This is a genomic window from Parendozoicomonas sp. 2304DJ65-17, from assembly GCF_058148445.1.
Genome location: NZ_JBYVJV010000001.1, coordinates 1,067,710 through 1,082,511, shown reverse-complemented (window position 1 = coordinate 1,082,511; position 14,802 = coordinate 1,067,710). Strand labels below are relative to the sequence as shown.

Below are 14,802 nucleotides of genomic sequence, written 5' to 3'. Positions count from 1 at the left end.
GCAAATGTTCACAACGTTTTATCGCATGCTAATTGCCTGCGTTGTTGCTGCATACCTTCTTGGCTGTACACAGCAAGGGCCGTTGCTGAAAACCAGTGGCAAAGACTTTCCGCAAAAATTAAGTGACTGGAATTTGCTTGTCATTGAAGGCGGCTATTTATCACTGAATAGTAGTGTATTGCCTTATGACCTTAACACGCCGTTGTTTACGGATTACGCCAGCAAGTTAAGAACAATCTGGGTTCCTGGTGGGCAGGCTATTAAACCATTACCAGATAACGACCGACTGGATTATCCAGTGGGCACAGTGTTAACCAAAACCTTTTATTACCCCGTAGCTGGGGATGGAGTTCTGGCCACTTCCGGAGAAGCAACTTTCTTTAAGCCTGAAAAAGGCGTTCCGCTGAATAAAGTCAGGCTGATAGAAACACGGATTCTGGTTCGACAGGAACAGGGCTGGGCAGCGCTGCCCTACATCTGGGATGAGCAACAAAACGAGGCGTTCCTTGATAAAGCCGGAGATGTTAAGCGGATGGAGCTGGTTCGCTATGGAGAAAAAGAACCGTTCGTATATATCGTTCCCGACGCTAACCAGTGTGCCGGTTGTCATGCCGATGGCATGAGCCGGAAATCCGTTCACCCCCTTGGCCCCAAACTTCGCCATCTTAATCGCAATGTTGCATACGGTGATGGAACTTTCAACCAGCTCGAGTATTGGGCAGAAAAAGGGCTTCTGGTGAATGTTGATACTGACAAAGTTGCCAGTAATGCCTTATGGCCCAATGGCAGAGCTGGGGAAACGCTGGAGCACAGGGCACGCAGTTATCTCGATATAAATTGCGGGCACTGTCATAACGGTAATGGCCCCGCTCGAAATAGTGGACTCTGGTTGACTATGTCGACTCAGGACAAAAAGCGTCTTGGGTTTTGTAAACCGCCAGTGGCGGCTGGGAAAGGCACTGGTGACAGGGAAGTTGCCATTCTGCCTGGCCACCCTGAAGGGTCGATTCTGACTTATCGAATGGAAACGACTGACCCCGGTGAAATGATGCCAGAGCTGGGGCGTTTTCTATCCCATAAAGAGGGTGTTCAGCTGGTTAGTGAGTGGATTACCTCATTAGAAGGTGAGTGTTAGTCAGCTTCAAAATAAGAAAAATAAAGGGCTATAACAATGATAAAAACAGTTGGCCGAAGTCTTGGGGCTGGTCTACTCGCAGCATCCTTTGCCTATCCGGTATCTGCAACACAGAAGTTTGATTTAACAGAAGAGATACAGGGTAGCCTTGATACCAGTTTGTCCTGGGGGACCTTGTGGCGGCTTAATGATCCACGTTTAAAAGGTGATGACCCAGTTAACGAGAATGATAGCCGTCGGGCTTTTGATAAAGGACTTGTTTCCAATGTCTTTCGTATATCACCCGAGCTTGAACTGAAGTATCAGGATTTCGGTCTCTATGTGAGAGGCACAGCGTTCTACGACACAGTTCTTATGGATGGAACCAATCAGTGGAGCCGTTACAACGCCAGACAAGTTGCTGCTGGTGAGAAAGACCAGACCGGGACTTATCCTGCAGGCAAGAGCTGGCCAAATGATGTAAAGAAGCGTCAGGGTAAAGGTGCTGAAATACAGGATGCATTTGTTTATGGCTCCTGGTTTTTTGATAACGATATGGTGCTGGATGTTCGTTTTGGCAGACAGGTTATTAACTGGGGAGAAGGACTCTTTTACGTAGATGGCATTAATACCACCAACGCATTCAACCTCGCTTCGGGAACTCTTCCTGGTTCCCAGATAAAAGACTTTCTTATTCCTCAAACAGCCCTGAGTTTTGACCTTGGCCTGACAGACAAACTGTCGGTTGGCGCCTATTACCAGTTGGACTGGGAATCAACAGTATTGCCAGGCCGTGGCACCTTTTATAACGACACTGATATTTTTGTTGATGGTGCTGATTATGGCTACAACGAAATCCCAGATGAGTTGAAAGCTCTTGCGGCAGGCTGGCAAACACAAAGTGGTGGAGCCCTCGGCAGTCTTTATGAGTTGGCAGGAATTAAAAACAAAGGTGATTTTTTCGTTGTTGCAGAGACTTCCGGCAAAGTTAATGCGAGAGATGAAGGCCAATGGGGCGTTAACCTGAAGTATCTCGTTGAAGAATGGAATGACACAGAGTTCGGACTCTACTTTATTCGATACAACGCCCATGCACCTTATATTGAAGCCAATCTGAATCCTGCCGCGGTGACCAGAGCTCAGGCGAATCTGGCGACTTGGACCACCGATACTACCAACCCACTTTATGCTTTTTTCCAGGGAGCCGCTGGTGGTAACTCAGCACAAGCTGCTGCGATAGCTGGAACAGTTGCTGGCGCTGGTGCTATTTCCAGTGGTGCTAATGCAAGGCGAATTTACCCTGAAGCTATCCGTATGTATGGGGTCAGTTTTAGCACTGTGATTGGCTCAACGTCCGTTGCTGGTGAATTGGCGTATCGGCCGAATATGCCCATCTGGATTGATGACCCGGACAATATCGTGAACAGCATCTCCAATGGAATGGGCTCAATTCTTCAGGGAAATGACTGCGTAACTGCTTCACAGGCTACCGGGCAGGTGACCTGTATTACCCGACAATGGCACAGGAATTACGAGCGTGTGGAGCTATGGACCGGCTCTCTTAACTTTATCCATAACTTTGGCCCTGTGCGTGAGCTCGGTCTGGACAAGCTGGAAATTATTGGCGAAGCCGCTTTTGAACAGGTCAGTGGTTTGAATGACCACGACCGTTACGTTTCTACAAAGTCAGACCCCTGGACTGATGGCGGCAATGGCGGCTTTCCACAAGAGAAAAAGTCGGATCGACTGGACCGTTTTTCCTGGGGCTTCACGATGGGCGTTGGCGGAGAAATTCATAATGTTCTTCCCGGTGTGATTCTGTACCCCGGTATGAGTTACCGGAGGGATGTCCGTGGTAACTCTCATCTCACGGGCAGCTTTAACAGTGGTAAAGAGAACATGACTGTTTCTGTTGGTGCCAAGTACAAGGATTTCAATGCCGGACTTGTATTCAACCCAGATTTTGATGGGGCCAAAGATACGTTATCTCTCACCGCTGGTTACTCATTCTGACTCTGCGGATAAGGAACATCACAATGCAAATAAAAACAAAAATACTTGCCGGTTGTCTGTTGTTTTCTTTTTCTGGACTTTCGTGGGGAGCAGAGTCTGTCGATATCAGGTTGGGCAATGATTTAACCCCTCTTGGTGGCAACCCTTTAGCTAACGCTGAGAAAACAATTCCTGCATGGACTGGCAAAATGAATATGGGGGAGGTTGAACAGGATAAACCTCTTTTTGAAATTACTGCAGAAAACCTGGGCCAGTATCAGAAGAAACTGACACCTGGGCAGATAGCTCTGTTTAAGCGTTACCCAAAAACGTTTCGCATGTCGATCTACCCTTCAAGGAGAACGGCAAGTTACCCACAGAGAATCTACGAAAACACAAAGAAAGCCTCTTCAACAGCAGAGTTGCTGGAAAGTGGTAAAGGGTTCAGGGGGGCCTATGATGCTTACCCTTTTCCCGTTCCTTCAAACGGTCTCGAGGCGCTCTGGAATCATATCGTCCGCTACCGTGGCGAATTTATAAAAAGGCCAACTGTCGAAGCCAATGTCGAAAGAGATGGTTCTTTTACCTCAGGTATCTCTACCGACGAGGTGCTGTTTAATTACAACCAGCCGGGTGGCTCTGAACAGAGCCTGGATAATGTTCTTTTCTATTACCTGTCCAGAAACGATGACGGCAGTGCCAGCCTGGTGCATGAAACTCAGGATCAGGTTTCTGAGCCCCGTTTAGCCTGGGGATACCTGCCCGGTCTGAGGCGGGTTCGCCGCGCTCCAATTCTTTCTTATGACACTCCCATCATTCCCGGACTGCGCACAGCGGATGACACCGATATGTATAACGGTGCTCCAGATTTTTACGATTGGGAACTCAAAGGAAAGAGAGAGATTTATATTCCTTACAACAACCAGCAGTTACTCAATGACCCACCTGAATTAGAGAACGTTCTGCAAGCCGGTCACTTAAACCCTGAACTGACCCGTTATGAACTGCACAGAGTCTGGGTTGTGGAAGGGACACTGAAACCGGGAGCACGGCATATCTATTCTCGCCGAACCTTGTATCTTGATGAAGATAGCTGGGGTGCTGCGGTTGTTGATCAATATGATGGCAGAGACCAGTTGTGGAAAGTAAGCATGGCATATCTGGCTAACTACCAGAATGTCCCAACAACATGGACGACATGGGATGTATTCCATGATTTGCAGTCAGGACGCTACCACGTGCAAGGAGTCGCCCATCAGGGAAAAGAGAGGATTGCTTTTAATCTCAAACCACCCGCCAAGAAGTATTTCACTCCAGCGTCCTTAAGGAGATTAGGTCGCAGGTAACTCGAAAGGATGCAGTTGGAAGTTCGACAATAAAAACAACTGGATGACCAATGAATACATTAAAAATAATGAAGCACTGGGTAAAAGGCTGCGCTTTGGCAGCAGGGGTTGTTTCTCTGTCTGCTCAGGCTTTAACCCATAATGATGCCCCTGCGGGAATCAATCTTGACCCAAATGAACTGGCTCAAGGTTGTTATTCCTTTATCTCGCCTGATACAGGGAAAAAGCTGGCACTTCACAATAGTGAATTCAGCTTTATGGATGTTCCCCATAGTCAGGCTGCCAAGTTCTTTATCAAGCCAACAGAGCTTGGAAAGTTCATGCTGCAGGATGAGCAAAGCGGATTTCTGGGAACACGTTTACCTGTAGATTTACAGCGTGGTGCTTATCCCGGTGAGTTTGTGGAATGGGGTATTAATCGACGTTTTCATAATGGTGGAAGCCAGTATCAACTGGTCTCCAAGAAATTTAATAAAGTGATGTGGTTTGATAAGGGAAGAGGGTTCAATTACTTCTTCAACCTTTTCAATATTCATCACGGGAACAGTGAACAGTGGTTCAAGATGACTGCCCAGACAGGTTGTTCAGCCTACCCTGAAGCCAGCCTGAATGCGCGTATTGATACTTCTATACCAGAGACTTCAGATATTAATCAGCCTGTTGTTGGTATCGCCGACTCTCACTTCCACATTACCGCCAAAGAGTTTATTGGTGGGAAAATGCATAACGGGTCTCCATTCCACCGTTATGGTGTTGCCCATGCGCTTCATGACTGTAAAAACATTCATGGTCCTTGGGGGGCGCTGGATATTATCGGTAATGCCGTAGGCTTTGGTGATGTGAATGCTCGCCATGATACCCGTGGTTATCCGGATTTCCCCAGTTGGCCAAACCGGCAGTCACTGACCCACGAGCAGAGTTATTACAAATGGGTTGAGCGTGCTCATCTGGCCGGTGTGAAATTTATGGTGAATCACCTGGTGGAGAATGGTGTTCTTTGTCATATCCAGAAGACCGTAAACCCAGCCAGCTGGATCAATCCGAATGACTGTAATGAGATGAACAGTGTGGATCATCAACTTAATATGATTCACAACCTGCAGAGTTACATTGATGCTCAGGAAGGCGGTCCCGGGAAAGGCTGGTTCCGTATTGTCTATTCACCTCAGGAAGCCCGTAAGGTGATTTCTGAAGGCAAGATGGCAGTCATGCTTGGCATTGAGGTTTCAGAACTGTTTGGTTGTCGGGAAGTTGATAACTGCAATACTTCCCATATCGATAATCAGCTGAACGAGTATTACAACAAAGGAATACGGGCACTGTTTCCTGTACACCGGTTTGATAATAAGTTCGGTGGTTCTCACCTCTCCAGCTCCAGTGACTTGATGAATGTAGGCAATCACATGTCATCCGGCCATTTCTATAATGTAGAAGCTTGCTCAGAAGAGGCTGAAGGTAAGTTGCCCAGCGGCTTCCCTCTGATTGGCAACCTGCCGGTGTTCAGACCTATTCTCAATGGCCTTGGCTTGAATCCCCAGTACGACCAGAATCTGCCTTCGCACTGTAACGCACTGACTATCTCTGACCGAGGCCGTTATCTGATTGAGCGGATGATGGATAAGGGCATGCTTGTAGAGATTGACCATATGTCATCTCATATGCAGCGTGAAGTGCTCAGCCAGCTGGAGAACCGTAATTATTCAGGTGTTATTTCCGGTCACGCAGGTTTGATGGCTTCAGGCCCAAGCCTGAGCCCTATTCAGCAACGCATAATCGCACTGGGTGGTTTGATCTTCCCATACAATGGCTCAACTCCCTGGATGAAGGCACAGATTGATGCCATCAGTGCTGAACAACGCAAGCATGGCCAGTTTGTTGGTGTTGGTTTCGGTACCGATGTGAATGGTATTGCTCCCCAGGCAGCACCAAGAAGCAGCAGTAATGTCAGCTATCCCTTCATCTCTTATGATGGGCGCGTCACCTTCGAGAAGCCCAAGACCGGCAACCGCACCTTCGATTACAACACCGAAGGTATGGCTCACTACGGTTTGCTGGCAGAGCACTTGGAGGATTATCGCAATATTGGTGGTGGTGATGCGCTGAACAGCATCTTCAATTCAGCAGAAGCTTATCTGCGCATGTGGGAGCGGGCAGAGGCCAATACCACGAGACCGCAGTTCCGTGAATTGAAGGATCGACGTAGTAGCCTTTGTCTGGATGTTGCAGGTGGCAATAGCTCAAATGGCACCAATGTAAGGCTGTGGCATTGCAATGGAACGGATGCCCAAAAGTGGTCCTATGATGCGGGCAACGGATATCTGCGCAGCAAGCTGGGTAAGTGCCTGGATAACCGTGGGCAAACCCACAATGGTGGTGAGATTGTTATCTGGGATTGTGTAAACAGTGACAATCTGCGATTTGATATGTCAGGTGGTGTTCTGCGTAACCGACACAACAATAATTTTGTAGTGGATGCTTACGGTACGAATTCCAGCGATAACGTTGGCCAGTGGGCTTACCATGGCGGTAATAACCAGAAGTGGTATTGGGGAAGGTAAGTTTCGGAAGTTTCCGGAAAGCTGGTTTCAGCTTTCCGGGATGCTTTTCAGGTTAGAGCTTTCAGGTTAAAGACTGACCCATGCGAACCGGAACTGTTTCATCCAGCTCTTCTGCCCACTTCACCTGATCTTTGCCGAACAACACGATGGCTGTTGAGCCCAGCTTAAAGCGGCCCATCTCAGCACCACGTTCCAGAGTAATTGGCTGGTTGCCTTCTGGCGTGTAGTCGAAGGTTTGAACTTTGCGTTTGTGTGGAGTTACCAGGCCTGCCCAAACAGTTTCAATGCTGGCAACGATCATGGCGCCAACCAGAATCACAGCCATTGGGCCTTTCTCGGTATCAAAGATACACACTGCACGCTCATTGCGAGCGAACAGGCGAGGAACATTTTCCGCAGTTGTCTGGTTAACAGAAAACAGACGACCAGGAACGTGAACCATCTTACGCAGGGTGCCAGTCACTGGCATGTGAACGCGGTGGTAATCCTTTGGTGAAAGGTAAACTGTTGCGAACTTCCCATCTTCAAACTCACGGGCCAGCTCTGTGTCACCACCAACAAGTTCGGTCAGGCTGTAATCGTGGCCTTTCGCCTGGAAAACACGGCTGTATTTAATATCACCAATCTGGCTGATAGCTCCATCGGCAGGGCAGGCTACAGCGTCTTTATCTTCAGGAAGAGGACGCATGCCGTCTTTCAGGGGACGAGTGAAGAAGTCGTTGAAGGACTCGTAAGCTTCCGGGTTTTCTTCCAGAGCTTCGCTCATATCAACGTTGTACTGTTTTACAAACCAGTTGGTAAACGGGTTTTTAATGGCTGGTACTTTGCACTCTGCCAGCAGGCCAGCACCACGGGAAATCAGGTGGTGAGGAACAATGTGCTGGAATGCAATAAAGAGTTCTTTTTTCACAGTGGTAATCTGCTCAGGTCTCGTAATTATTCAGCTGTTGCGCTTGTCGCTATAGGGGTATCAGCCCGGTTACCCCATTCTGACCAGGAGCCATCGTAAGCTCTGATCTTCTTATATCCCAAAATGCGCCCGGCCATATAAGTAAATCCGGAACGGTGATGGGTTTGGCAGTGAGTAATAATATTTTTGTCTGCACCCAAACCCAGATCGGAAAGAACGGAAGAAAGCTTTGGATGAATGCGATACTGGTTCTGGTGATCCATACCGCTGGTCCATTCGAAATTAATTGCCCCAGGAATATGGCCAGCCCGGGTGGCGAACTGTTTGATACCGGCATGTTCTTCCGGAGAGCGGGCATCCCAGATTGTCATATCGCTCTCATCTCCCCGGCTCAGTTCTTCCATAATTTCTTCAGCAGTGGCGCGAACTTCAGGGTTAACAATGGCTACCTCTACCGATGAAGGTTCTGTTGTCACCGGGTCTTTTTGTAGAGGAAGCTCTGCAGCCAGCCAAGCATGAAGGCCACCATTAAGGTACGACATTTTCTGGTGACCAATAAGATCCAGAGTCCAGATCAACCGACCTGCCCAGCCACCGCCTTCGTCGTCGTACACAACGATATGTTTATCTTTCTGATAACCAATCCGGTTGAACAAAGCCTGCAAATGTTCCAGTGGTGGCAGCATGCCGGTAGCAGGCGGTTGGCAGCACACCAGCTCACCGGGCGCTATATGAACCGCTCCGGGAACATGAACCTGCTTATAGGTTGCCGGGTTGCAGACATCAATAATCAGCAGGTTTTCTTCACCAAGTTGACTGGCCAGCTGCTGAGGTTCGATCAGCTCTACAGACGGGAGACTGTTACTCATTGTTATTGGACCCTGACGATAGCTGATAACGGGTTGAAACAGGGCAGACAGTGTCTGCTGAGGGCATTGTACGGCAGAGATAGCGCTTCGCAAGCCTGAAACCTTCTTGAGAGATTGGGACTATGGACTATTACTGTGGCTGCTTTTTACAGGTTGTGGTGATGGGAGAGTGGTTTATGCAGAGATTTCAGAGGCTTGTACAGGGCTGTATTCTGATTGTTCTTACCTTGATTGGTGGAACCGCAGCGGCCAGTGAATGGCTTATTGCCGTGTTAAGTGGGAATGCCCGTGCGGATGCCTGGTTGATTCCTATGGATGGCGATGATCATAAAGCGGTTCTTCACAATATTGCCGATTCGAAAACCAACCCTGCGTTTGTTGGCCATAGCGGCAATATTGCTTTCAGAAAATTTGTAATGGCAGAGAATAATGCCATTTATCTTACCGCCGAGCTGTTGGCCCAGATGCTGCCAGAGCTTAAGAAGCTTCAGGATGATGGAAAACTGGGGGAAAACCCAGGTTTCTCATTTCTTTATGGCATAGCTGGCCTGGATGCAGTAGATGGCAAAGCTCCCGGATACAGCCCTGTTCAGGGGCGTAGTGTATTGCATAGGTATGAAGAGGCTGTTGATGAGCAGTTTCGGGTTAACGACATAACTCTTAATACTCTGGTGGGGGTGCACGATGGCAGTCTGCTGCTAAGAGCTGTGCTTCAGGCCGGTTCTGAATCTGAGAATGTGGTGATTTACGACGATACCTACGGCGAAGGTTATCGGTTAAATGACGGTGTGGTTGTTGGCAGGGATTCTGTTCGTGTGGATAAAAAGATTCCTGCTGGCGGCTACTTCCACCTTGGCTATCTGGGGGGTGAAGTTCTTTCCGGAGTAGACCACAAAGCATCAGATGACCTGAACAGGCGAATCCGTGAGTTCTGGAAGAATCGAGGCATTGATTACAGTCAGGATGAAGTGCGTCTCAGGTATGGTTCCAGTAACCGTAATGAACTTGGTGGCGTTCTGGCTAGCCTGGTGCGTGAACCTGAAAGCGCTACAGAGAAAGATTTTCTGATGTCTTCTGTTACACAAACAGTGGATTCGCTGGTAACACTGTCCCAGAACTTGAAAACAGCTACGCTGGAACAGCCTGCTGTTATCAAAATTATTGGTTTCTATGGTGATGCTGTGGAAGGTCTGCCTGTGTTGAAAGAACGCTTTGCGGAACTGTCCGGTGGTACTTTGATTCCTGAACTAATAAACGGTGAACAGCTGAATCAGGCGCTTACCCGTTCAGCTGTTCAGGTATTTAAAGATGTTATGAAAGCCCGTTACGGTGCAGCTGGGCTCTGAGAAGGAATTAGCAGCCGCTTAACAGCCCCTTGATGCTGAAAGCGTGAAAACTCCGATGTGGATACAGTTTCTACATCGGAGAATAACTTCCCGGAGTTTACACTGATCCATTCCTGAGTTTTGCTGGTGGTTTCAAAACGCTGCTGTTTTCTGGATACGATGGGGTAAACCAGCTCTGCCAGAGATTCTGAGTTCGCCGCTATAGCAGAACCCCTTGAAACGAATGATTCAGCTGTTGGGAAAAGAACATCTGACTCTTCTCCAACAATAATTACATTGGGAGCTCTACCGGCAAATTCGTGTTCAGTTAACGCGTATAAGACGGTAGTCAGAGCGACAAAATTCGCTCTGGCTTTGTTCACAATAGGGAGTGCTTCGGCCACGGCCTGTTTGTACAAAGAGTCATCAATTGGCGACTGCTTATTCACTTCAAGACGAGCCCTGTTAAGACTGCTTGCTGTTTCTCCAACCATACGGCCAAAGTTGTTGTAGCCTTTGCCAGACTTAATCAAACGATCTTTATTTGCCTGATAGCCGTGAGGGTGATTGGCGGAACGAGGATCCAAAGCAATAACTTTTGCCAGTGAGGTTGTCTCTCCAGGATTCTGGATCAAATGATCTCTGTAATTCTGGCCGATTTCATAAATGCCTCCAGACTTGTTCATGGTTGAGGGAATCCAGCCGCCTATGCCGATAGCTTTACCGTCACGAACCAGATATGGGTTACTGATAGTCGTAGCATGAACAACCAGTGAGGGGCGCCCGGCAACTTCTTTATCAAGGCTTCTTGCATGTTGTGAGGCCATAGCGGCTATTAGACTGGCATCTTGCTCAACATGGGCGTGCACTTTGGATTCATCCCGGCTTTGGTAAACAGTTCGCAAGACTTCCAAGCGGGCAAAACAAGAGAAGAACTGTTTTCGATTCATACCCGGGTTCATACAAACGGTTTGCTGGTCTCTTATAAGAAGCCGATACGCATTGTTGTCGGGCAGGCCGAGATGTTCTGCCGCATCTGCGCCAGCAGCGGCTACATAAACCTGCATTGGCTTACTGTCTGCATTAAAAAGTTTCAGGCGATTCATTTCCTTTTGAATCGCAGGAACGGCAGAAGCCAGAACTTTCCGGAAAAAAACGATAGGAGAGTCGTTGAAATAAAGTGAAGGTGGGTGACCAAACAGCTCTGCGTCATCCCAAGTATTTTTGGAAACTTCAACGAGCGGGTCTAGTGAATCACTCATGCCGAAGGTCAGCTGAACTCCGGTATTGGACATATACATGCTCAAAACCGGGTAGCCTTCATCGGCACGAGACATAGGAACACACAGAATAAATAGCCCGGCAAGAGCTACTGTCAGAGCAACGGTATAGCGAATAAGTCCGGAAAACATACGATTTCATCCCTGCCAAACGTCCCAATACCACGTTTGACAACAGCTGAGAGGTGGAGTTTTCCGGAGCAGCTTAGACGTTAGTCCTGATTCCTGCTGTTACAGATCGTTGAGGGAAGCCAGAATCTGGCGGTAGGAATCCATCCGCTTTTCTTCAATCTTGCCTTCATCAAGGGCCTGCAGCAGGGCGCAGCCAGGCTCCTGTTCATGGTTACAATCACGGAAACGGCAATATCCAATGTAATCCCGGAGTTCCCGGAAACCATTAATCACATCTTCCGGTTCCATATGCCAGAGGCCAAACTCACGGATTCCCGGAGAGTCGATCAGAGAGCCACCATCGGGGAAATGGAAAAGTTTGGCTGCTGTCGTGGTATGCATGCCTTTACCGGTTTGCTCGGAAAGCTCTCCGACTTTAGCCTCAATACCCGGCAGCAGAACATTGACCAAAGAAGACTTACCAACGCCTGACTGACCTACAAAAACGCTGGTGTGGTCTTTCAGGAGTTCTTTTATGTCATCTAGACCATGGTCTGTTTTGGTGGAGGCAGTCAGGATCTGATAACCCAGATCCCGATAGGTCGCCATAAGGTTCAGCAGGCGATCCTGATTGGATTCATCAATCAAATCAGTTTTGTTCAGCAGCAGAACTGGCTCAATATCTACAGCTTCTGCAGCCACAAGGTAGCGATCTATCAGGTTGGCGTGGGCTGTAGGAACCGGAGCAATAACCAGAACAATGTAATCAATATTGGCCGCTACGGGTTTAATTTTGCCGTGATTATCTGGCCGGCAGAGTTCACTTTCTCTGGGAAGCTGGGCGACAACTACGCCGATATCATCTTTACCCGGGCGCCAGATAATGCGGTCGCCAGTCACCAGAGCCGGAAGGTTGGCCCGCAGGTGGCAGCGGTAGAGTGATCCGGGCTCAGAAGGGCGCTCAATATCAAGCTGTACGCCATAGTGGGCTATCACCAGACCTTCTTCTTCCGGGCCAAGTTCTGAGGTATTCAGCTGATCCTGAATCTTGGTTTCCCGCTTTTTGGCCCGTTCTGCGCGCTCGTCCTGAATTTTCTGGATACGCCAGTTTTGGCGGCGGTTCAGTTTGCGTTTGGCCATGAAAAACGTAATACCGGGGGGAAATGAAAAAGACTGGTGGTTTGCATGAACTTATCCGGCCAGATTATGATGACTGATGTACTCTTAATCAATACAAGTAACAGCTTCCCTGAATTATGGCGCAAAACAAACAGTCTCTGGCAGAAAATCTGGTTTGGCTCGATCTGGAAATGACGGGGCTGGATCCAAGGACAGACCGCATACTTGAAGTGGCGGTTATTGTTACGGATGCAGATTTGAATGTTCTGGCAGAAGGTCCTGTGATTGCCGTTCATCAACCAGACTCCGTTCTCGACTCAATGAATGAGTGGTGTGTAGAAACTCACGGCAAAACCGGCCTGACCGAGCGGGTTCGCCAAAGCACCATTGGCGAAGCGGAAGCTGAGCGGATGACCATCGATTTCCTCAAGCAATATGCTGAGCCGGGTAAGTCACCTATGTGTGGCAATACCATTGGTCAGGATCGTCGGTTCCTGTTCAACTATATGTCTGATCTCCATGACTTCTTCCACTACCGCAACATCGATGTTAGCACCCTGAAAGAGCTGGCGCGTCGCTGGAAGCCTGAGTTGCTGAAAGGCATGAATAAAGAAGGCTCTCACAAAGCAATTGAAGATATTCGCGAGTCCATCGATGAGATGAAGTTCTACCGGGAACACTTTATCAAGCTCTGAATTTTTGAAGTGATGTATAGAAAAACCAGAGTCAATCTCTGGTTTTTTTGTGCCTGAATATCCCCCCTGTACGTCTGGAGTCTTGTACTAGACTGGCGGAAAAAAATTGGGGGATTTGTAGCTTGATGAGCTTTCCAGCTACTCATTGGCTTTTAACGCTTACAGGTATCTGCTCTTTTGTTGTTAGGGTTTGCTGGGCATCAGAAGAGTTCAAGGCCTCAGGGTATTACCGCCCAGCACCTTTTCCGCAAACAAATAATCACTACTTGCCAAAGGTTAAGGCTCAGCGTTCCATGTCTGTGCCTCATGGAATTCATCCAAAAATAAAAAGAGAGAAAATAAAAACTGAGTGGTGTCGTCATATCCTCAACGAGGAACCGTGTCCTCATGGGGAGAACTGCATGTTTGCTCACAATAAAAAGGAGTTACGTGTTCTGCCCCGCCACCCAAAATATAAAACTGAGCTTTGCAGAACCTTTCACACGAAAGGGTATTGTCCGTATGCAGAGCGATGTCATTTTATTCATCTCCTCCAGGAGAGTGCTGCAACATCCGAACTTGCACCAGTTTATGGTCGTTCATGGAGTACCCCTCTGATGGCGGACGGGACAGAAGGAGGTATCGAAACGGTCACTCAAAAACCTGTTCCGGAAGAAACGAGGGTGCGTGGTAGCAGGCTGATGTCGATGGCAGTCGGACTTATAAAAGATACGCAACAGACTGGCATTGATGAGGCGACACCGGTTTTCACCATAGGAGATGAATTCCAAAAACTATCGCTTGATGTGCCAGAGGAAAGGAGAGAAGTTTTTGAGCAGGGCCTGCAAACAGTTATGCCGGGCAATGATCCTGAATTGATAAGAAAGGAGTTTGATCTGTGGATACGTTCTTCACTTCACTTTGGTATGTTGTTTGAGAAAAAGAAACTCACCAGTGAATGGCAGGATAAACTGCGCAAATTGACTCGCTTTTATTTAGACAACAAAGCCTGGGTTGAGGGTTTTATCGTTAGTGCTGTTTTAACTGGCGTAATGATTAATTTTGTTCCCCTTGGCCAACAACAGGGTGCTGTTTTATTGCAATTAGATCTTTCAGATGTTGCTCCCAGTGAAAATGACGTTATTTATCTTATGGTGCATCTGTTTATGGCTATTCCCCATTTCAAACTACACAGTGTTATCTCCCCTTCAACCTTGATGAATGTTCAACAAGTTGGACAGAATTTATTGCAGGAGCCTGTTGAAACTTTACCTACGGTACACTGGCGAGGAGTAGCGCAGAATATTTATCAAATAATGTTCGCAAGTTCTGGGCAGGATATGTCTGGTTTTGTCAGAGTGCTAATCGAACAGTTTGCGAGCAATGGTTACATTGAGATTGGTGCTCAGAATACTGCTGAAGCAAAGATCCTAAATTTTAAAGCAAGTTTAGAGGCATACGGGGTTCAGAGCACAAGCGAATAATTCTTGTGCTCCCACAAAAC

11 protein-coding genes are annotated in these 14,802 nt (G+C 47.9%); 7 read left to right on the top strand and 4 right to left on the bottom strand.

The window, feature by feature from the left end; all coding sequences use genetic code 11:
* Positions 1-4: 4 nt before the first annotated feature.
* The 4 genes from ACY2RR_RS04920 to ACY2RR_RS04905 are packed head-to-tail and all read left to right on the top strand — an operon-like array spanning position 5 to position 7,010.
* Positions 5-1,135 (top strand): SO2930 family diheme c-type cytochrome, encoded by a 1,131-nt coding sequence (locus ACY2RR_RS04920; RefSeq protein WP_490107029.1) that lies wholly within the window; start codon positions 5-7, stop codon positions 1,133-1,135.
* A 36-nt stretch (positions 1,136-1,171) separates the two neighbouring features.
* Positions 1,172-3,127 carry a DUF1302 domain-containing protein gene (locus ACY2RR_RS04915; RefSeq protein WP_490107028.1) on the top strand — a complete coding sequence of 652 codons (1,956 nt, stop codon included), beginning with the start codon at positions 1,172-1,174 and terminating at the stop codon, positions 3,125-3,127.
* 23 nt (positions 3,128-3,150) lie between these two features.
* Positions 3,151-4,452: a DUF1329 domain-containing protein gene (locus ACY2RR_RS04910; RefSeq protein ID WP_490107027.1), complete on the top strand. Its 1,302-nt coding sequence runs from the start codon at positions 3,151-3,153 to the stop codon at positions 4,450-4,452.
* A 50-nt stretch (positions 4,453-4,502) separates the two neighbouring features.
* Positions 4,503-7,010 carry a ricin-type beta-trefoil lectin domain protein gene (locus ACY2RR_RS04905; protein WP_490107026.1) on the top strand — a complete coding sequence of 836 codons (2,508 nt, stop codon included), beginning with the start codon at positions 4,503-4,505 and terminating at the stop codon, positions 7,008-7,010.
* Positions 7,011-7,071: 61 nt separating this feature from the next.
* Here ACY2RR_RS04905 and asd read toward each other — a convergent pair whose 3' ends face one another.
* A complete protein-coding gene (gene asd / locus ACY2RR_RS04900) occupies positions 7,072-7,920 on the bottom strand; it encodes an archaetidylserine decarboxylase (protein ID WP_490107025.1) in 849 nt (282 codons plus the stop codon).
* A 26-nt stretch (positions 7,921-7,946) separates the two neighbouring features.
* Entirely contained in the window at positions 7,947-8,789 is an 843-nt protein-coding gene (locus ACY2RR_RS04895; protein ID WP_490107024.1) for a sulfurtransferase, read from the bottom strand.
* 122 nt (positions 8,790-8,911) lie between these two features.
* On the opposite strand from ACY2RR_RS04895, the gene ACY2RR_RS04890 reads away from it, so the two are divergent.
* On the top strand, positions 8,912-10,135 hold the full coding sequence (locus ACY2RR_RS04890; RefSeq protein ID WP_490107023.1) for a hypothetical protein: 1,224 nt from the start codon (positions 8,912-8,914) through the stop codon (positions 10,133-10,135).
* On the opposite strand, the gene ACY2RR_RS04885 is transcribed toward ACY2RR_RS04890, so the two are convergent.
* Both ACY2RR_RS04885 and rsgA read right to left on the bottom strand, forming a co-directional pair.
* Positions 10,114-11,526 carry a hypothetical protein gene (locus ACY2RR_RS04885; protein WP_490107022.1) on the bottom strand — a complete coding sequence of 471 codons (1,413 nt, stop codon included), beginning with the start codon at positions 11,524-11,526 and terminating at the stop codon, positions 10,114-10,116. The two genes, ACY2RR_RS04890 and ACY2RR_RS04885, sit on opposite strands and share 22 nt — an antisense overlap.
* Before the next feature lie 99 nt (positions 11,527-11,625).
* On the bottom strand, positions 11,626-12,645 hold the full coding sequence (gene rsgA, locus ACY2RR_RS04880; protein ID WP_490107021.1) for a small ribosomal subunit biogenesis GTPase RsgA: 1,020 nt from the start codon (positions 12,643-12,645) through the stop codon (positions 11,626-11,628).
* Positions 12,646-12,761: 116 nt separating this feature from the next.
* Here rsgA and orn point away from each other — a divergent pair, with 116 nt between their 5' ends.
* Positions 12,762-13,319 (top strand): oligoribonuclease, encoded by a 558-nt coding sequence (orn, locus tag ACY2RR_RS04875; protein ID WP_490107020.1) that lies wholly within the window; start codon positions 12,762-12,764, stop codon positions 13,317-13,319.
* Between the two features lie 125 nt (positions 13,320-13,444).
* A complete protein-coding gene (locus tag ACY2RR_RS04870; protein WP_490107019.1) occupies positions 13,445-14,782 on the top strand; it encodes a hypothetical protein in 1,338 nt (445 codons plus the stop codon).
* Positions 14,783-14,802 lie beyond the last annotated feature (20 nt).

Coding starts and splice junctions, on each gene's coding strand:
- rsgA (WP_490107021.1), bottom strand. CDS start 12,645: ATGGCCAAACGCAAACTGAACCGCCGCCAAAACTGGCGTATCCAGAAA.
- ACY2RR_RS04915 (WP_490107028.1), top strand. CDS start 1,172: ATGATAAAAACAGTTGGCCGAAGTCTTGGGGCTGGTCTACTCGCAGCA.
- orn (WP_490107020.1), top strand. CDS start 12,762: ATGGCGCAAAACAAACAGTCTCTGGCAGAAAATCTGGTTTGGCTCGAT.
- ACY2RR_RS04870 (WP_490107019.1), top strand. CDS start 13,445: ATGAGCTTTCCAGCTACTCATTGGCTTTTAACGCTTACAGGTATCTGC.
- ACY2RR_RS04895 (WP_490107024.1), bottom strand. CDS start 8,789: ATGAGTAACAGTCTCCCGTCTGTAGAGCTGATCGAACCTCAGCAGCTG.
- ACY2RR_RS04890 (WP_490107023.1), top strand. CDS start 8,912: ATGGACTATTACTGTGGCTGCTTTTTACAGGTTGTGGTGATGGGAGAG.
- ACY2RR_RS04885 (WP_490107022.1), bottom strand. CDS start 11,526: ATGTTTTCCGGACTTATTCGCTATACCGTTGCTCTGACAGTAGCTCTT.
- ACY2RR_RS04910 (WP_490107027.1), top strand. CDS start 3,151: ATGCAAATAAAAACAAAAATACTTGCCGGTTGTCTGTTGTTTTCTTTT.
- ACY2RR_RS04920 (WP_490107029.1), top strand. CDS start 5: ATGTTCACAACGTTTTATCGCATGCTAATTGCCTGCGTTGTTGCTGCA.
- ACY2RR_RS04905 (WP_490107026.1), top strand. CDS start 4,503: ATGAATACATTAAAAATAATGAAGCACTGGGTAAAAGGCTGCGCTTTG.